Source organism: Streptomyces xanthophaeus (genome assembly GCF_000725805.1).
Lineage (GTDB): Bacteria > Actinomycetota > Actinomycetes > Streptomycetales > Streptomycetaceae > Streptomyces > Streptomyces xanthophaeus.
Genome location: NZ_KL647135.1, coordinates 39,117 through 56,639, shown reverse-complemented (window position 1 = coordinate 56,639; position 17,523 = coordinate 39,117). Strand labels below are relative to the sequence as shown.

General features: G+C 72.7%; 17 protein-coding genes. 13 read left to right on the top strand and 4 right to left on the bottom strand.

The window, feature by feature from the left end; genetic code table 11:
• Positions 1-13 precede the first annotated feature (13 nt).
• Positions 14-670, bottom strand: a complete 657-nt coding sequence (locus IO30_RS0136255; protein ID WP_031150329.1) for an N-acetylmuramoyl-L-alanine amidase — start codon at positions 668-670, stop codon at positions 14-16.
• A gap of 69 nt (positions 671-739) precedes the next feature.
• Between IO30_RS0136255 and mnmA the strand changes: the two genes are divergently transcribed.
• Complete coding sequence (gene mnmA / locus IO30_RS0136250) at positions 740-1,876, top strand: tRNA 2-thiouridine(34) synthase MnmA (RefSeq protein ID WP_031150327.1); 1,137 nt, start codon at positions 740-742, stop codon at positions 1,874-1,876.
• A gap of 6 nt (positions 1,877-1,882) precedes the next feature.
• Here mnmA and IO30_RS0136245 read toward each other — a convergent pair whose 3' ends face one another.
• Positions 1,883-2,806 (bottom strand): NADP-dependent oxidoreductase, encoded by a 924-nt coding sequence (locus IO30_RS0136245; protein ID WP_031150325.1) that lies wholly within the window; start codon positions 2,804-2,806, stop codon positions 1,883-1,885.
• Between the two features lie 114 nt (positions 2,807-2,920).
• On the opposite strand from IO30_RS0136245, the gene IO30_RS0136240 reads away from it, so the two are divergent.
• The 11 genes from IO30_RS0136240 (at position 2,921) to gatB (ending at position 15,599) form a co-directional block, all read left to right on the top strand.
• A complete protein-coding gene (locus IO30_RS0136240; RefSeq protein WP_078903875.1) occupies positions 2,921-3,925 on the top strand; it encodes a GlxA family transcriptional regulator in 1,005 nt (334 codons plus the stop codon).
• 90 nt (positions 3,926-4,015) lie between these two features.
• The gene (locus IO30_RS0136235) at positions 4,016-4,360 is read left to right on the top strand and encodes a DUF1330 domain-containing protein (RefSeq protein ID WP_031150321.1); all 345 of its coding nucleotides are present in this window, start codon (positions 4,016-4,018) and stop codon (positions 4,358-4,360) included.
• A 3-nt stretch (positions 4,361-4,363) separates the two neighbouring features.
• Positions 4,364-5,335: a hypothetical protein gene (locus tag IO30_RS0136230; RefSeq protein WP_031150319.1), complete on the top strand. Its 972-nt coding sequence runs from the start codon at positions 4,364-4,366 to the stop codon at positions 5,333-5,335.
• Between the two features lie 20 nt (positions 5,336-5,355).
• The gene (locus IO30_RS0136225; RefSeq protein WP_031150317.1) at positions 5,356-6,045 is read left to right on the top strand and encodes an SDR family oxidoreductase; all 690 of its coding nucleotides are present in this window, start codon (positions 5,356-5,358) and stop codon (positions 6,043-6,045) included.
• Positions 6,042-7,025 (top strand): methionine synthase, encoded by a 984-nt coding sequence (locus IO30_RS0136220; protein ID WP_031150315.1) that lies wholly within the window; start codon positions 6,042-6,044, stop codon positions 7,023-7,025. Before IO30_RS0136225 ends, IO30_RS0136220 begins: the two co-directional genes overlap by 4 nt.
• 30 nt (positions 7,026-7,055) lie before the next feature.
• Positions 7,056-9,257 carry an NAD-dependent DNA ligase LigA gene (gene ligA / locus IO30_RS0136215; RefSeq protein WP_031150313.1) on the top strand — a complete coding sequence of 734 codons (2,202 nt, stop codon included), beginning with the start codon at positions 7,056-7,058 and terminating at the stop codon, positions 9,255-9,257.
• 388 nt (positions 9,258-9,645) lie between these two features.
• Positions 9,646-11,826: a putative bifunctional diguanylate cyclase/phosphodiesterase gene (locus IO30_RS0136210; protein ID WP_078904921.1), complete on the top strand. Its 2,181-nt coding sequence runs from the start codon at positions 9,646-9,648 to the stop codon at positions 11,824-11,826.
• A gap of 198 nt (positions 11,827-12,024) precedes the next feature.
• Positions 12,025-12,321, top strand: coding sequence for an Asp-tRNA(Asn)/Glu-tRNA(Gln) amidotransferase subunit GatC (gatC, locus tag IO30_RS0136205; protein ID WP_030010586.1), 297 nt, complete (start codon positions 12,025-12,027; stop codon positions 12,319-12,321).
• A 5-nt stretch (positions 12,322-12,326) separates the two neighbouring features.
• Entirely contained in the window at positions 12,327-13,826 is a 1,500-nt protein-coding gene (gatA, locus tag IO30_RS0136200) for an Asp-tRNA(Asn)/Glu-tRNA(Gln) amidotransferase subunit GatA (protein ID WP_031150309.1), read from the top strand.
• The gene (locus tag IO30_RS0136195; protein WP_031150307.1) at positions 13,823-14,068 is read left to right on the top strand and encodes a hypothetical protein; all 246 of its coding nucleotides are present in this window, start codon (positions 13,823-13,825) and stop codon (positions 14,066-14,068) included. The genes gatA and IO30_RS0136195 overlap by 4 nt, the downstream gene beginning before the upstream one ends.
• A gap of 16 nt (positions 14,069-14,084) precedes the next feature.
• Complete coding sequence (gatB, locus tag IO30_RS0136190) at positions 14,085-15,599, top strand: Asp-tRNA(Asn)/Glu-tRNA(Gln) amidotransferase subunit GatB (RefSeq protein ID WP_031150305.1); 1,515 nt, start codon at positions 14,085-14,087, stop codon at positions 15,597-15,599.
• A gap of 116 nt (positions 15,600-15,715) precedes the next feature.
• Here gatB and IO30_RS0136185 read toward each other — a convergent pair whose 3' ends face one another.
• Together IO30_RS0136185 and IO30_RS0136180 are read right to left on the bottom strand one after the other, a co-directional pair.
• Positions 15,716-16,216: a DinB family protein gene (locus IO30_RS0136185; RefSeq protein WP_031150303.1), complete on the bottom strand. Its 501-nt coding sequence runs from the start codon at positions 16,214-16,216 to the stop codon at positions 15,716-15,718.
• 42 nt (positions 16,217-16,258) lie between these two features.
• The gene (locus IO30_RS0136180) at positions 16,259-17,071 is read right to left on the bottom strand and encodes a GNAT family N-acetyltransferase (protein WP_031150301.1); all 813 of its coding nucleotides are present in this window, start codon (positions 17,069-17,071) and stop codon (positions 16,259-16,261) included.
• 54 nt (positions 17,072-17,125) lie between these two features.
• On the opposite strand from IO30_RS0136180, the gene IO30_RS0136175 reads away from it, so the two are divergent.
• Positions 17,126-17,509, top strand: coding sequence for a cupin domain-containing protein (locus IO30_RS0136175; RefSeq protein WP_031150299.1), 384 nt, complete (start codon positions 17,126-17,128; stop codon positions 17,507-17,509).
• The last annotated feature ends 14 nt before the right edge of the window (positions 17,510-17,523 follow it).

The window sequence follows — 17,523 nt, the reverse complement described above, 5'->3', positions numbered from 1 at the left end:
GGACGGCACTGGGCTAGCCCAGTGCCTCGCGGACGAGGCGCAGGTAGCGGTCCCAGTCCCAGTGGCGGCCCGGGTCCGTGTGGTCGGCGCCGGGGACCTCCGAGTGCCCCACGATGTGGGTGCGGTCCACGGGTATGCCGTACCGGCGGCAGACATCGGCCGCCAGCCGCGCCGAGGCCGCGTACAGGGCGTCCGTGAAGTCCTTCGGACGGTCCACGAAGCCCACGTGCTCGATGCCGATGCTCCGCTCGTTCATCTTGCGGTTGCCCGCGTGGAAGGCGACATCGAGCTCGCGCACCATCTGCTCGATGTGGCCGTCCTGGCGCACTATGTAGTGCGCCGACGCCTTGTGCCAGGGGTTCTTGAACGCGTCCACGGACGATGCGAAGCCGCCCTGTGTGACATGCACGACGATCCGGTCCACCCGGTAGTCGTCCGGCCGGTCCGCCAGCCGCCAGTTCGCCGGCGAGGCCGCGGTCCAGTTCGCGCCCGCGTGGTCGAGCTCGCCCTCCTTGCGCGGCTTGGCCACCCCCGGCAGCAGCCACCAGCCCCGTCTGATCTCGTCCCGGCCGACGACGGCCGTCACCGTGAGTATCCCGAGCCCTCCGAACAGCACCGCCCTGCGGGTCCTGCCGCGTTTCGACCCGGCCTTCTCGCCTTCGGTCCCCATGTGATCCACCCCCCGTACCCCGATAACGCGCTGTGACCCCGCGCGGTTCCCCGTACTCTGGACGGTGCTATGACTGAGAACCTGCCGCGCACCGCCCGCCCCCTTCGCGTCCTGGCCGCCATGTCCGGCGGAGTGGACTCCGCCGTCGCCGCCGCCCGCGCCGTAGAAGCCGGGCACGACGTGACCGGCGTCCACCTCGCGCTCTCCGCGAACCCGCAGTCCTTCCGGACCGGTGCCCGCGGCTGCTGCACCATCGAGGACTCCCGCGACGCCCGCCGCGCCGCCGACGTCATCGGCATCCCCTTCTACGTCTGGGACCTCGCCGAGCGCTTCCGCGAGGACGTCGTGGAGGACTTCATCTCCGAGTACGAGGCCGGCCGCACCCCCAACCCGTGCCTGCGCTGCAACGAGAAGATCAAGTTCGCGGCGCTGCTGGACAAGGCGCTCGCGCTGGGCTTCGACGCCGTGTGCACCGGCCACTACGCCACCGTCGTCCTGAACGAGGACGGCACCCGCGAGCTGCACCGCGCCTCCGACATGGCCAAGGACCAGTCGTACGTCCTCGGCGTCCTCGACGAGAAGCAGCTCGCCCACGCCCTCTTCCCGCTCGGCGACACCCTCACCACCAAGGAAGAGATCCGCGCCGAGGCCGAGGAGCGCGGCCTGGCCGTCGCCAAGAAGCCCGACAGCCACGACATCTGCTTCATCGCCGACGGCGACACCCAGGGCTTCCTCGCGAACCGCCTCGGCAAGGCCGAGGGCGACATCGTCGACGAGACCGGTGAGAAGGTCGGCACCCACGAGGGCGCCTTCGGCTTCACCATCGGCCAGCGCAAGGGCCTGCGCATCGGCCACCCCGCCGCCGACGGCAAGCCGCGCTACGTGCTCGACATCTCCCCGGTGAACAACACCGTCACCGTCGGCCCCGTCGAGGCCCTCGACGTCACGGCCCTCACCGCGATCCGCCCCCGCTGGTGCGGATCGACGGCCGCCGCCCCGGGCACCTACACCGCGCAGCTGCGCGCCCACGGCGGCGAGACCGAGGTCTTCGCCGAGCTCGTGGACGGCGAGCTGCGCGTCACCTTCACCGAACCGGTCCGCGGCGTGGCCCCCGGCCAGGCGATTGTCCTCTACGACGGCACGCGCGTGGTCGGCTCCGCCACCATCGCCACGACCACCCGGGCCGCGGCCACCGCGTCCGCCTAGACCGACTCAGGCGACGGTCAGGACGATCTTGCCGGTGGTGCGGCCCTGCTCGCCGATCTCGTGGGCCTTCGCGGCCTGCTCCAGCGGCAGCACCGTGTCGACGAGCGGCTTCAGCAGGCCCTGCTCGACGAGGGCCGCGATCTCCTGGAGGCCCGCCAGGTCCGGCTCCACCAGGACCCAGGCCGCGTGCACGCCCCGCGTGTCGGCCGGGATCCCGTCCGGGCCGGGCAGGGTCACCAGGTGGCCGCCGGGCTTCAGCACCTTCAGCGAGCGCTGCCCGTAGTCCCCGCCGATCGCGTCGAGCACGACGTCCACGTCCGAGACGACGTCCTCGAAGTCCGTCGTGCGGTAGTCGATCACCTCGTCGGCGCCCAGCTCGCGCAGCAGGTCGTGCTTGGCGGCGCTCGCGGTGCCGATCACGTACGCGCCGCGCGCCTTCGCGATCTGCACGGCCAGGTGGCCGACGCCGCCGGCCGCCGCGTGCACCAGCACGCGCTGTCCGGCCGACACGGCGGCCGTGTCCACCAGGGCCTGCCAGGCGGTCAGCGCCGCCAGCGGCAGCGCGGCCGCCTGTACGTGGTCCAGCGAGGCGGGCTTGCGGGCGAAGTGCCGGGCGGGGGCGGTCACGTACTCGGCGTACGCCCCGGCCTGCTGCGGGAAGCGGGGCATCCCGTACACCTCGTCGCCGGCCCGGTACAGGGTCACGCCCGGTCCGACGGCCTCGACGGTGCCCGACACGTCCCAGCCGACCGCCGGTACCGGGCCCCAGGGGATGAGGGCGCCGCTCTCCCGGGTCTTCCAGTCCACCGGGTTCACCCCGGCCGCGCGGACCCGGACGAGGACCTCGCCCATGCCGGGCTCCGGACGTTCGACGTCCGTCTCGACGAGGACCTCGGGTCCGCCCCACTTGCTCACGACGACGGCGCGCATGAATGTCTCCTTGGTTCATTTTCGTGCCGGTTTCCCCGGCCGATGACTCCAGCTTGGCCGCCCGCCGCCCCGCATGGTGTTGGCCGTACGGCCACCATGTGTCAGGATTTGGCCATGCACCGGATCGCCGTACTCGCACTCGAAGGCGTCCCCCCGTTCGAGCTGGGGATCCCCTCCCGGGTCTTCGGCAACGCCCTGGACGACGCCGGGAACCCGCTCTACGAGCTGACCGTCTGCACCGCCGACGGGCAGCCCGTGGCCAGCGACGCGGGCTTCACCGTCGGCGTCTCGGCCGGCCCCGAGGCCCTCGCCGCCGCCGACACCGTGATCATCACGCCCACGCACTCCATGGACGAGCTCGCGCAGGGCGCACCCCTGCCGCAGGCGCTGGCCGACGCCCTCGCCGCGATCAGGCCCGGCACCCGGCTGGTGTCCCTGTGCACCGGCTCCTACGTCCTCGCCGCCGCCGGGCTGCTCGACGGCCGCCCCGCCACCACGCACTGGCTGCACGCGCCGGAGTTCCAGCGCGGCTTCCCGCGCGTGCGGCTCGACGAGGAGGTCCTCTTCGTCGACGACGGGGACATCCTCACCTCGGCGGGCGTGGCCGCGGGCGTCGACCTCTGCCTGTACATGATCCGCCAGGACCACGGCACGGCCGTGGCCAACCGCGCCGCCCGGCTGTGCGTCGTGCCGCCCTGGCGCGACGGCGGCCAGGCCCAGTACATCGACCGGCCCGTGCCCGAGCCCACCGTCGCGACCACCACCGCCACCCGCGCCTGGGCCCTGGAGCGCCTCGGCGAGCCGATCGCGCTCGCCGAGCTCGCCGCCCACGCCCGGATGAGCCTGCGCACCTTCACCCGACGCTTCCGCGACGAGGTCGGCATGACCCCGGTCCAGTGGCTGACCGTCCAACGCCTGGAGATCGCCCGCCAGTTGCTGGAGTCCAGCGACCTCCCCGTCGACCTGGTCGCCCACCGGGCCGGCTTCGGCTCCGCCAACTCCCTGCGCCAGCACATGCGCACGTCCCTCGGCATCTCCCCGATCGCCTACCGCCGCACCTTCCAGCCGCACGCCGCGGCCCCCGCCGGCGTCCCGGCCGCCGTCCCCGCCCCGGCATGACCTCCGGGGTCATCGTCCGGCACCGGCCGCTCGGGCAGGATGGGATCAAGAGCCCGGGACACCGGGCCGGTTGACAGGGGAGTGACCGTCATGACCGCGTACGCCATCGCCCACATACGGCCCGAGACCATGAACGAGGACGTCCTGCGCTACATCGAGGAGATCCAGGCGACCCTGGAGCCCTTCGGCGGCCGCTTCCTCGTCCACGGCGCCGAGGTCGAGGTCCTGGAAGGTCCCTTCCCCGGCACCGTCGTCATGGTCGGCTTCGCCGACATCGAGCGGGCCCGCGCCTGGTACGCCTCGCCCGCCTACCAGGAGCTCCTGCCCCTGCGCACCGACCACATCGCGGGCACGCTCGTCCTCGTCGAGGGCGTCCCCGCCGACTACGACGCCCGCAAGACCGCCGCGCACCTGCGCGCCGCCGCCGGGCTCTGACCGATGGGCAACCGCGCCGCTTTCGTGCTCACCGGCCCCGGAGGCCACACCCTGCACCGCTCCTCCTACGGCGCGGTCGCCCTGGACCTCGACCTCCTGGGCGGGCCGCAAGCGGTGCTCCCGTTCCTGCGCAGCCACGCCCCCGACGCGAGCTGGTACCCCGACGACATGGTCGAGGCGGGCGTCCTCGCCGACCCCGACCGGCGGCTCCTGCTGCTCTTCGCCTGGGAGGGCCCGGCCGCCTCCCACCGCACCCGGGCCGCCGCGCTGGAGCTGCTGCGCCGGGCCTGGCCCGGCTGGGAGGTCCGCTGGCTCTACGACGGCCAGAGCGCGATGCGCACCCACCTCGGCCTCGCGCCGCAGGAGGAACCCCCCTTCGCCGTGCACCCCGGCCCGGCGCTGGAGCCGGGGGACGAGGAGCTCGACGACCCCGACCCGCTGGTGGCCGTGGTCACCGTCGGCCCGGGCCCGGGCTCCGGCCCCGGACGCTGCCACGTCCTCGCCGACATCGCCGCCCATCCCGTCGAGGAGGGGCCCGCCCTGCTGGACCGGCTCCGGGACGCACCCGACCACGGCAGCCACCGGCTGCGCGCCGACGCCGGGATCCACGTGGACCCCGAGCGCCGCCGGGTCGGCTGGTGGCTGAACACGGCCCTGGCACACTCCCGCACCCCCGCCGCGCTCTGGCCCGGCTGGACCGTGGAGTTCTGGGAGGACCGCTGGTCCGAGCACGTCCGGGCCTCGGGCGGCCGCTTCGCCCCGCCCGCACCCGACCGCGCCGCCGCGCTGGCCGAGGTACGGGACGAGGCGCTGGCGCGGTGGGCCGGGCCGCGCGGCGACGTACGGGCCCGGCTCGTCGCGTCGCTCCCGCACGCCACCGTCGGCCGGGGCTTCGCCCCCGCCGTCACGGCGGAGCAGGCCGCCACGGCCCGCGCCGCGATCGAGGCGGCGTACCGCGCGGCCGACGGCGGCTGACGGGTGCGAGCATGGGCCCCATGGCTACTCACCTGATCACCGGTGCCGGATCCGGCATCGGCGCTGCCGTCGCGAACCGGCTGCACGCCCGCGGCGACGACCTCGTGCTCCTCGCCCGTGACGCCGCGCGGGCCCGGCAGCTCGTCGAGCGCTACCCCGGTGCGCGCACCCTCGTCGGCGACCTCGCCGACCCCGACCGGCTCTCGTGGGCGTTCTCGAAGCAGCCGGTCCCCGAGCAGATCGACTCGCTGCTGCACATCGCCGGGATCGTCGACCTCGGCCCGGTGGGCGAGCTGCGCCCCAAGACCTGGCACCAGCAGCTCAACGTGAACCTGATCGCCCCCGCCGAGGTCACCCGGCTGCTGCTGCCGACGCTGCGGGCCTCGCGCGCCACCGTCGTCTTCGTCAACTCCGGCGCCGGGCTGACCGCGCACGCGGAGTGGAGCGCGTACGCCGCCTCCAAGCACGGGCTCAAGGCCCTCGCCGACTCGCTGCGCGCGGAGGAGAAGCCCCACGGCATCCGCGTCACCTCCGTCTACCCGGGCCGCACCGCCAGCCCCATGCAGGCCAAGGTGCACTCGCAGGAGGGCAAGGAGTACGACCCCGCCCACTGGATCGACCCCGAGTCCGTGGCGACCACGATCGTCATGGCCGTCGACCTGCCCCGCGACGCCGAGGTCAACGACCTGTCCGTCAGGCCGGGCCGATGAGCGGGGGCGCCACCGCCATCGGCTCGCTGCCCGGCGGCGACGCCCGCGAGGCCGCGAAGACCGTGACCGGGTCCTTCGAGGAGTTCCCGTACCTCGCCGAGCTGCCCGCCCGGGGGCCCGGCGCGGACATGATCGGGCGCTCGCTGGGGCTGCTCGTCGAGATGTACGCGCACGTCGAACCCAGCGGCTGGCGGATCAGCGACCGCCCCGGACGGGACACGCGCCGGGCCCGGTCCTGGCTGGGCGAGGACCTGGACGCCCTGGAGGAGTTCACCCAGGGCTACACCGGCCGCCTCAAGGTCCAGGCGGTCGGCCCCTGGACCCTGGCCGCCGCTCTGGAGCTGCACGGGGGCGAGGCGATGCTCCAGGACCCCGGCGCCTGCCGCGACCTGGCCGGATCGCTCGCCGAGGGCCTGCGCGGGCACCTCGCCGACGTCCGCAGGCGGATCCCCGGCGCCGAGGTCGTGCTGCAGTTCGACGAGCCGTCGCTGACCGCCGTCCTGCTGGGCCGGGTCCGGTCCGCCAGCGGCTACCGCACCTACCGCGCCGTGGACCGCCAGGTCGTGGAGGGCGCCCTCCGCGAGCTCTTCGCCGTCCACGACGGGGAGGTCGTCGTCCACTCCTGCGCGCCCGAGGTGCCCTTCGGCCTGCTGCGCCGGGCGGGGGCCACGGGCGTCTCGTTCGATTTCTCCTTGCTCACCGAGCGCGAGGACGACGCCATCGGGGAGGCCGTCGAAGGCGGCACGAAACTCTTCACCGGAGTGGTGCCCGGCACCGACGGCCCGTTGTCGGACCCTGCCGGTAGCGTCATGGGTGTCAGGAAGCTCTGGCGCAGGCTGGGGCTGGCCCCGGGGACTCTGGCGGAGTCCGTCGTGGTCACCCCGTCGTGCGGCCTGGCGGGTGCTTCGCCCGCCTACGCCCGTGCGGTGCAGGCCCATTGCGTCAGGGCGGCGAGGTCGCTCGCCGACAACCCTGAGTGACGGTCGAGACGGGCCACGGGAGGACACGGCATGGCAGCCGAACAGCAGGACACGGCAGTACCGGCGGCGGTGCGTGAGCAGCACGCGCTCCTGGCCGAGCAGGTCGAGGAGCACCGCTTCCGGTACTACGTGAACGACCAGCCGGTCGTCAGCGACGCCGAGTTCGACACGCTGCTGCGCTCGCTGGAGGCGCTGGAGGAGCAGTACCCGGAGCTGCGCACGCCCGACTCGCCCACCCAGAAGGTGGCCGGGGCGTACGAGACGGACTTCGCCTCCGTCGAGCACCGGGAGCGCATGCTCTCCCTCGACAACGCCTTCGACGACGAGGAACTGGCCGCCTGGGCCGAGCGGGTGGCCCGCGACGTCAACACCTCGGACTACCACTACCTGTGCGAGCTCAAGGTCGACGGCCTCGCCGTGAACCTCACCTACGAGAACGGCCGCCTCACCCGCGCCGCCACCCGCGGCGACGGCCGCACCGGCGAGGACATCACGCCCAACGTCCGCACCATCGCCGACATCCCGGACCGCCTCAAGGGCGACCGGATCCCGGCGCTGGTCGAGATCCGCGGCGAGGTCTTCTTCCCGATGGAGAAGTTCGAGGAGCTCAACGCCCGCCTGGTCGAGGCGGAGGGCAAGCCCTTCGCCAACCCGCGCAACGCGGCGGCCGGTTCGCTGCGCCAGAAGGACCCCAAGGTCACCGCGAGCCGTCCGCTGCACATGGTCGTGCACGGCATCGGCGCCCGCGAGGGCTTCGAGATCGAGTGCCAGTCGCAGGCGTACGAGCTGCTGCACGAGTGGGGTCTGCCGACCGCGCAGCACAACAAGGTGGTCTCCACGCTCGCCGAGGTCCGGGAGTTCATCGCCTACTTCGGCGAGAACCGGCACTCGGTGGAGCACGAGATCGACGGGGTCGTCGTCAAGCTCGACGAGATCTCCCTCCAGGGCCGGCTCGGTTCCACGGCGCGCGCCCCGCGCTGGGCCATCGCCTGGAAGTACGCGCCCGAAGAGGTCAACAGCAAGCTGATCGACATCAAGGTCGGCGTCGGCCGCACCGGCCGGGTGACCCCGTACGCGCAGGTGGAGCCGGTGACCGTGGCGGGCTCCGAGGTGGAGTTCGCGACCCTGCACAACCAGGAGGTCGTCAAGGCCAAGGGCGTGCTCATCGGGGACACCGTGGTGCTGCGCAAGGCGGGCGACGTCATCCCCGAGATCCTCGGGCCCGTGGTGGACCTGCGCGACGGCAGCGAGCGGGAGTTCGTCATGCCGGTCGCCTGCCCCGAGTGCGGGACGGAGCTGCGGCCGATGAAGGAGGGGGACATCGACGTCCGGTGCCCCAACGCCCAGACCTGCCCGGCCCAGCTCCGGGAGCGGCTGTTCTACCTCGGCGGCCGGCAGTCCCTGGACATCGAGAACTTCGGCATGGTGGCGGCCGCCGCGCTGACCGCGCCGCTGGAGCCCGCCGAGGCGCCGCTGCTGGACGAGGGTGACCTCTTCGGCCTGACCATCGAGCAGCTGCTGCCCATCAAGGCGTACGTCCTCGACGCGGACAGCGGACTGCCCAAGCGGGACCCGAAGACCGGCGAGGAGAAGATCGTCACGGTCTTCGCCAACCAGAAGGGCGAGCCGAAGAAGAACGCCCTGGCGATGCTGGAGAACATCGCGGCCGCCAAGGACCGCCCGCTGGCCCGGATCATCAACGGCCTGTCGATCCGTCACGTCGGCCCGGTCGCCGCGGAGGCCCTCGCCCGCGAGTTCCGTTCGATCGAGCGCATCGAGCAGGCCACCGAGGAGGAACTGACGGCGACCGACGGGGTCGGCGCGATCATCGCGGCCTCCCTCAAGGAGTGGTTCACCGTCGACTGGCACCAGGAGATCCTGCGCAAGTGGCGGGAGGCGGGCGTCCGGATGGAGGAGGAAGGTTCCGCCGAGGAGCAGGGGCCGCGGCCGCTGGAGGGGCTGACCGTGGTCGTCACCGGCACCCTGCAGAGCCACACCCGGGACGGGGCCAAGGAGGCGCTGCAGAGCCGCGGGGCCAAGGTCACCGGCTCCGTGTCGAAGAAGACCTCGTTCGTCGTGGTGGGCGACAACCCGGGGTCGAAGTACGACAAGGCCGTGCAGCTGAAGCTCTCGATCCTCGACGACGCCGGTTTCGCCGTGCTGCTGGAGCAGGGACCGGACGCGGCGCGGGAAGCCGCCCTCCCCGTGGACGGCGGCGGCGCGGCGCAGTAGTACCCCATAGGGGGAACGTCCCCGGGGCGCGTCGAGGGCGAACGGATGCGTGGCGTGCGGCCGTACGGGCGGGCGCACGCCAGGCGCGGTGGCCGGTGGTAAACGGCCGGTACAGGCCTTCTCGCAGGGCGGTGACCTGTCGGATCATCGGAAGGGTGACAGGGGGGCCCGGTCCAGACTCACCCGTTCGGCGGATACCGTACTGATGAGGATGGCTGGGTCGCATTCGGGCAACCGCCGCCGACCGCTGCCCCTGGGACCCTCTCGCGTCCTACTGTTGAGGGGTGCGCCCGTCGTGCACGGCTGCGTGGTGCGATTTTCAGCCGTGATGGCATGACTTCGGGGCCATCGCGTGACATCGGCATCGCCGGCTCTGAGAGGGACGGGCATGAAACCCACCGAAAGCGCCGACCCGTCACCCGAGTTCGGCGGGGACCCCCCGTCCATGCGGGCGGGCCGGTTCGGTGTCCTGGGTGCCAGGGCACCCCAGACGCGACCGTTCGACCCCTGTGAAGGCAGGTCGAAGCGGTCCGACGTCCTGCCCTTCATCCTGGTCGGCCTCTCCGTCGTGGTGCTCGCCGCAGGCATCGTCTCCGCACTGACCAGCCGTCAGGCCCTGTTCCCCGGAGGGGCGGTGGGCTGGGCGCTGGCCCTGCTGACCGGCGTCATCGTCGGACACCTGGTCGCGCTGGGCCGGGACCGCTGGTGGGGAGGGACCGGATCGGGCGCCGCGCTCACCCTCGGCGTCCTGCTGCTCTACGGCTGGGTGCCGGCCGGTCTCGTCTCGCTCGCCGTGGTCTCCCTCGTCGGGGCCGCGCGCCGGCACCGCTGGCGCCAGGGCCTGCTGCACGGCTCCGTCGACATCCTCGGCATCGGCGCGGCCGCCCTCGTGCTCGCAGCCTTCGGCGAGTCGCCCACCGTGGAGGCGCCGTGGATGCCCTCCACCTGGGGGCCGGCCGCCGCGCCCGAGGTGGTCCTGGTGGCCGTCACCTACCTCCTCGTCACGCGTCTCCTGCTCTGGCTGGCGCTGTCCCCGCGCGGTGCGGGCCTGCCCAGCATCGCCCGTACGGCCCTGCTCCGGCAGGCCCTGGTGGCCGTCGCGCTGCTCGGCATCGCCCCGCTGATCTGCGTGGTCGCGGTGACGCAGCCGGTGCTGCTGCCGCTGTTCGCCGTCCCCCTGATCGCCCTGGACTCCACCCTGTGGATCGCCCGCGCCCGGGCCGAGGAACAACTGCGGGACCCGCTGACCGGGCTGCCGAACCGGCAGTGGCTCCTCGAACGGGCCTGGAGCGCGCTGGACGAGGCTGAACGTTCGGGCACGCGGTCAGCTCTTGTGCTGATCGACCTGGACCGCTTCCGGGCGGTCAACGACACCCTGGGCCACCTCGCGGGCGACCGGCTCCTGCTCCAGATCGCCGACCGGCTGCGCCAGGCGCTGCCCGAGGACGCGGAGGCGGCCCGGCTCGGCGGTGACGAGTTCGCCGTCCTGCTGCCCGTGGCCGACTCCACGACCAGCGCCCAGCGGGTCGCCCGCCACCTGGTCGCGGAACTCAGCTCGCCCCTGGACCTGGACGGCCTCACCCTCGTCCTGGAGGCCAGCGCGGGACTCGCCGTCTTCCCCGACCACGCCCTCGACGCGGAGGGACTGCTGCGCCGCGCCGACGTGGCCATGTACCAGGCCAAGCGGGACCGCACCGGCGTGGAGGTGTACGAGTCCAAGCGGGACAGCAACACCCCCGACCGGCTCGGCCTCCTCGGCGACCTGCGCCGGGCCCTGGACGCGGGCGAGGTGGAACTCCACTACCAGCCCAAGGTCCGCTTCGACGGGCAGGTCGCGGGTCTGGAGGCACTGGTGCGCTGGGTGCACCCGGAACGCGGCCGGGTGTCGCCGGACGAGTTCATCGCGATCGCCGAGACCTCCGGGCTGATGCCGCACCTGACGGAGTACGTCCTGGAGACGGCGCTCGCCCAGGTGGCGCGGTGGCGGGCCCAGGGCCTCAAGGTGCCGGTCGCCGTCAACGTGTCGCCGCGCGACGTCCACACCCCTGGTTTCGCGGGAGCGGTGGCCGCACGGCTCGCCCGGCACGGGGTCCCGGCGAGCGGCCTCCAGCTGGAGATAACGGAACACGTGCTCCTCGAAGACCCCCAGCGGGCCGCGGACACCATGGCCGGGCTCACCGGCCACGGCGTGAAGATGTCCCTGGACGACTTCGGCACCGGGTACTCCTCGCTGGTGCACCTGCGGCGGCTGCCGGTCAGCGAGCTGAAGATCGACCGGTCCTTCGTGGGCCGGCTGGCGGTCGACGCCCAGGACGCCGAGATCGTCCGCTGCACGGTGGACCTGGCGCACTCCCTCGGCCTGCTGGTCGTGGCGGAGGGCGTCGAGGACGACGAGACGTGGGAACGCCTGCGGGACCTGGGCTGCGACGCCGTGCAGGGCTGGCTCGTCGCCGCCGCGATGCCGCCGCAGGAGGCCACCGCCTGGCTGCTGGCCCGCGGCGAACGCGGCTGGCGCCGCCCGGCGGACATCACCGCGGAACTGGCGGCGGCCGAGGCCGACGCCGTCTGACGCACCGGTCGGGGAGCCCGGAAGAGGGCGGGGCGGCCGGTCCGGCGAGGGGCGCCGACGGCGGCGTACCGCCCTCGCCCCGGCACGGCCGCAGGGGCTGGTGCGGCGGGTGCGGTTATCCGTTTCGTGGGCGGGGGCCCCGGCCCCATAGGATTGAGCCCGAAACCACACATCCACCCACCCCCAGAGGATCGCTGCATGCCTGGCATTACGCGCGAGGAGGTCGTCCACCTCGCTCGGCTGGCGCGCCTTGAGCTGTCCAGCAACGAGCTGGATCACTTCGCCGGACAGCTCGGCGACATCATCGGCGCGGTCGCCCGCGTTTCCGAGGTCGCCGACCAAGACGTTCCGCCGACCTCCCACCCGCTGCCGCTGACGAACGTCATGCGCGCGGACGAGGTCCGTCCTTCGCTCACCCCCGAGCAGGCGCTCTCCGGCGCTCCCGCCCAGGAGCAGCAGCGTTTCAAGGTGCCGCAGATCCTGGGGGAGGACTAACAACCATGACTGACACCCACATCATCAAGCTCACGGCCGCCCAGACCGCCGAGAAGATCGCCTCCGGCGAGCTCACGGCCGTCGAGGTCACCGAGGCCCACCTGGCCCGCATCGACGCGACCGACGAGAAGGTGCACGCCTTCCTGCACGTCGACCGTGAAGGCGCCCTCGCCCAGGCGGCAGCCGTCGACGCCAAGCGCGAGGCCGGCGAGAAGCTCGGCCCGCTGGCCGGCGTACCGCTCGCCCTCAAGGACATCTTCACCACCGTCGGGGTCCCGACCACCGTCGGTTCGAAGATCCTCGAAGGCTGGATCCCGCCCTACGACGCCACCCTGACGCGCAAGCTCAAGGAAGCCGACGTCGTCATCCTCGGCAAGACCAACATGGACGAGTTCGCCATGGGGTCCTCCACCGAGAACAGCGCCTACGGCCCCACCGGCAACCCCTGGGACCTGACCCGGATCCCCGGCGGCTCCGGCGGCGGCTCCGCGGCCGCGCTCGCCGCCTACCAGGCGCCCCTCGCCATCGGCACGGACACCGGCGGTTCCATCCGCCAGCCCGCCGCCGTCACCGGCACCGTCGGCGTCAAGCCCACCTACGGCGGCGTCTCCCGCTACGGCATGGTCGCCTTCTCCTCCTCCCTCGACCAGGGCGGCCCCTGCGCCCGTACGGTCCTGGACGCGGCGCTCCTCCACGAGGTCATCGCCGGTCACGACCCGCTCGACTCCACCTCCATCGACGCCCCGGTCCCGCCGGTCGTCGAGGCGGCCCGCAACGGCTCCGTCGCCGGCATGCGCGTCGGTGTGGTCAAGCAGTTCGCCGGCGAGGGCTACCAGGCCGGTGTCGTCCAGCGCTTCAACGAGTCGGTGGAGCTCCTGCGCGAGCTCGGCGCCGAGGTCGTCGAGCTGGACTGCCCCTCCTTCGACCTCGCGATGGCCGCGTACTACCTGATCGCGCCGTCCGAGTGCTCCTCCAACCTGGCCCGTTTCGACGCCATGCGCTACGGCCTGCGCGTCGGCGACGACGGCACCAAGTCCGCCGAGGACGTCACGGCCCTGACCCGCGAAGCCGGATTCGGCGACGAGGTCAAGCGCCGCATCATCCTCGGTACGTACGCGCTCAGCTCCGGCTACTACGACGCGTACTACGGCTCCGCCCAGAAGGTCCGCACCCTCATCACCCGGGACTTCGAGAAGGCCTTCGAGCAGGTCGACGTGATCGTCTCCCCGACGACCCCGACCACGGCCTTCCCCATCGGCGAGCGCACCGACGACCCGCTCGCCATGTACCTCGCGGACCTGTGCACCATCCCGACCAACCTGGCCGGGAACTCCGCCATGTCGCTGCCCTGCGGCCTGGCGCCCGAGGACGGCCTGCCGGTCGGCCTGCAGATCATCGCCCCCGCGATGAAGGACGACCGCCTCTACAAGGTGGGTGCGGCCGTCGAGGCCGCCTTCGTCGCACGCTGGGGGCACCCGCTGCTTGAGGAGGCACCGTCGCTGTGAGCACCAGTGCACTGTCCAAGGCCAAGGGCTTCAAGAAGTCCAAGACCGGCACCTACCTGTCGATCGGCACCACCGCCTTCGGCGCGCTCAGCGTGATCAAGCAGGTGAAGAAGGCCCGCACCGAGAACGACGTGCTGAAGCTGGTCGACGCCGCCGTGTCCGCCGCCGCCATCGTCACCGGCCTCGCGATCCTGTACCGCGAGCTGAAGCGCCTGGGCGACGACGACGTCCTGCTGGGCTGAGAGGGAAAGTTTCACCGTGACCACCTTCACCGAACTGCTGTCGTACGAGGACGCTCTCGCCTCGTTCGACCCCGTCATGGGCCTTGAGGTCCATGTCGAGCTCGGCACCAGGACCAAGATGTTCTGCGGCTGCTCGACCGAGCTGGGCGCCGAGCCGAACTCGCAGACCTGCCCGGTCTGCCTGGGCCTGCCCGGCGCGCTCCCGGTCGTCAACGCGATCGGCATCGAGTCCGCCATCAAGATCGGCCTCGCGCTGAACTGCGAGATCGCCGAGTGGTGCCGCTTCGCCCGGAAGAACTACTTCTATCCGGACATGCCGAAGAACTTCCAGACCTCCCAGTACGACGAGCCCATCGCCTTCAACGGCTTCCTGGACGTCCAGCTGGAGGACGGCGAGATCTTCCGCGTGGAGATCGAGCGCGCCCACATGGAGGAGGACACCGGCAAGTCGCTGCACGTCGGCGGTGCCACCGGCCGTATCCACGGCGCGTCCCACTCCCTGCTGGACTACAACCGCGCCGGCATCCCGCTCATCGAGATCGTCACCAAGCCCATCGAGGGCGCGGGCGAGCGGGCCCCCGAGGTCGCCAAGGCGTACGTCGCCGAGCTGCGCGAGGTCATCAAGGCGCTCGGCGTCTCCGAGGCCCGCATGGACAAGGGCCAGATGCGCTGCGACGTGAACCTGTCGCTGCGCCCGAGCCCCGAGGCGCCCTTCGGCACCCGCTCGGAGACCAAGAACGTCAACTCCCTGCGTTCCGTGGAGCGCGCGGCCCGCTTCGAGATCCAGCGCCACGCCGCGGTGCTCACCTCGGGCGGCTCGATCGTCCAGGAGACCCGGCACTTCCACGAGGAGGACGGCTCCACCACGGCCGGCCGCATCAAGGACAACGCCGAGGACTACCGGTACTTCCCGGAGCCCGACCTGGTCCCCGTCGCCCCGGCCCGCGACTGGGTCGAGGAGCTGCGCGGCGGTCTGCCCGAGATGCCGCGCGTGCGCCGCAACCGCCTCCTCCAGGAGTGGGGCGTCACCGAGCACGACATGCAGTCGATCCTCAACGCGGGCGCGGTGGACTCCATCGTCGCCACCATCGAGGCCGGCGCCGACTCGACGGCCGCCCGCAAGTGGTGGATGGGCGAACTGGCCCGCAACGCCAACGAGCAGGGCGTCGTCGTCGACGAGCTGCCCATCACCCCCGTCCAGGTCGCGCGCGTCGCGGCCCTGGTGGCGGCCGGTGAGCTCAACGACAAGCTGGCCCGCCAGGTCCTCGAAGGCGTCCTCGCCGGCGAGGGCACCCCGGACGAGGTCGTCGAGAAGCGCGGTCTGAAGGTCGTCTCCGACGAGGGCGCGCTCGGCGCGGCCGTGGACGAGGCCATCGCGGGCAACGCGGCCATCGCGGACAAGATCCGCGGCGGCAAGGTCGCCGCCGTCGGCGCCCTGGTCGGAGCGGTCATGAAGACCACCCGCGGCCAGGCCGACGCGGCGCGCGTCAAGGAGCTCATCCTGGAGCGCCTGGGCGTCTCCGAGGGCTGATCCCGCGGACCGTCGTCGCGTACGAGGGGCCGCGCCCGGGGAGATCCCGGGCGCGGCCCCTCGCGCATGCGGCCACGGCCGGCGGCTGTTGGATTGCGGACGGCGGGCGGGGGCGCTCAGGCGCCGGTGACGCCGTCGATGCCCTCGCGCAGGAAATCGGCGTGCCCGTTGTGGCGTGCGTACTCGTGGATGAGGTGGAGCATGAGCAGGCGCAGCGAGGCCTCCTCCTCCCACCGCGGTACGAACATCGTCACGTCGAGGGACTCCGCGGCGGCCTCGATCCGCCGGGACCGCTCCACCTCGGCCTCCCAGGCGGCGAAGGCCTCGGCGCGGCTGGAGCCGGAGGCGTCGTAGGCGGCCTGGAAGTCATGGCTGTCCGACCACAGGTGGGGGAGGTCCTCGCCGCTCAGCACGCGACGGAACCAGTGCCTCTCCACCTCCGCCATGTGCCGGACCAGCCCCAGCAGGGACAGCGTGGACGGGGGCATCGACGCACGGCGCAGCTGCTCGTCGGTGAGGCCCTCGCACTTGCGGGCGAGGGTGGCCCGGTGGAAGTCGAGGTAGGCACGGAGGGTTTCGCGTTCGTCGCCGGTCATCGGCGGGCTGATGCGTTCCATGCGGGAGATCCTGCCGGTCGGCCCGGCGGCGGCGGAAGGGGCTCAGGCCGGGGGCGCGGTCCACACGTACGGGACCGTCACGCCCAGGACGCCGAATCCCAGCCGCTCCAGGATCGGGCGGCTGTCCTGCGAGGCGTCCACCTGGAGGTAGGGAATCCCGAGCTCGGCCGCGATGCGGGCGCGGTGGGCGACCAGGAGGCGGTAGATGCCGCGGCCGCGCCACTGCGCAACGGTGCCGCCGCCCCACAGGCCCGCGAACGAGGTCCCCGGCCGCATCTCCATCCGGGCCGCGCTCACCGGGGTGTCTCCCGCCATGGCGACCACGGCGGCGATCGCGTCCGGTTCGTGCGTGACCAGGCTCAGGATCTGTTCGCGGATGCGGGGGCGCTCCTCGCCGAAGGCCCCCGCGTGGGCCTCCATCATCAGGTCCACCCCCGCCTCGTCGGTGACCACCCGCAGCGTGATCCCCTCCGGCGGCTCCACCGGCAGCCCTGCGAGGTCGGCGGTCCGGGCCACCATCAGCGTCTCGGCCGGCTCCGGTACGAGGCCGGCGGCCCGCAGCCGCTCGCCGAGGTCCGCCGGACGGTCGTGGGAGTACAGCTTCCACTCGAACTCGGACGCGAGGCCGGGCCCGGAGAAGAACGCCACCTGCGCCGCGATCTCGGCGTCCGCGTTCTCCTCGTCGAGGTCCGACCACAGCACGACGTTCCAGCCGTGCGGCCCGGGCACGTAGTGCCGTACCACCGCACCGGCCCGTTCGACGCGGGCCTGCGCCGTGTCCGGCTGCGCGTCCCGGCGCATCTCGGCGTCGTAGCGCGCCCGGACCTTCAGAAGCTCATCCGTATGCAGGGTCATCCGCTCAGCTGACCAGGGCCCGGCCCCGCGGCACAACTGCATTAGCCTCACCCCGTGAACGACGACTCCACCATCTACACCGGCAAGGCCGGCCCCGACGCGGCCACCGACCGCGGCTGGCTCCTCGGCCACTTCAAGGACCCCGGCGACCCCCGTCACAGCGCGGACGTGGAGATCAAGTGGGGGGTGCACCCCAAGGGCGACGCGCGGGAGCGCTGGGCGACCGGGGAGAAGCGCACCGCCCTGCTGGTGCTCATCAGCGGACGCTTCCGGCTGGAGTTCCCGGGCCGGACCGTCGTCCTCGCCGAACAGGGGGACTACGTGCTCTGGGGGCGAGGCGTCGACCACTCCTGGTACGCGGAGGAGGAGGCGGTGGTCCTCACCGTCCGCTGGCCCTCGATCCCGGGCTACCGGGCCGATGGGCCCGAGCAGTCCTGACCCGAGGTCCCGGA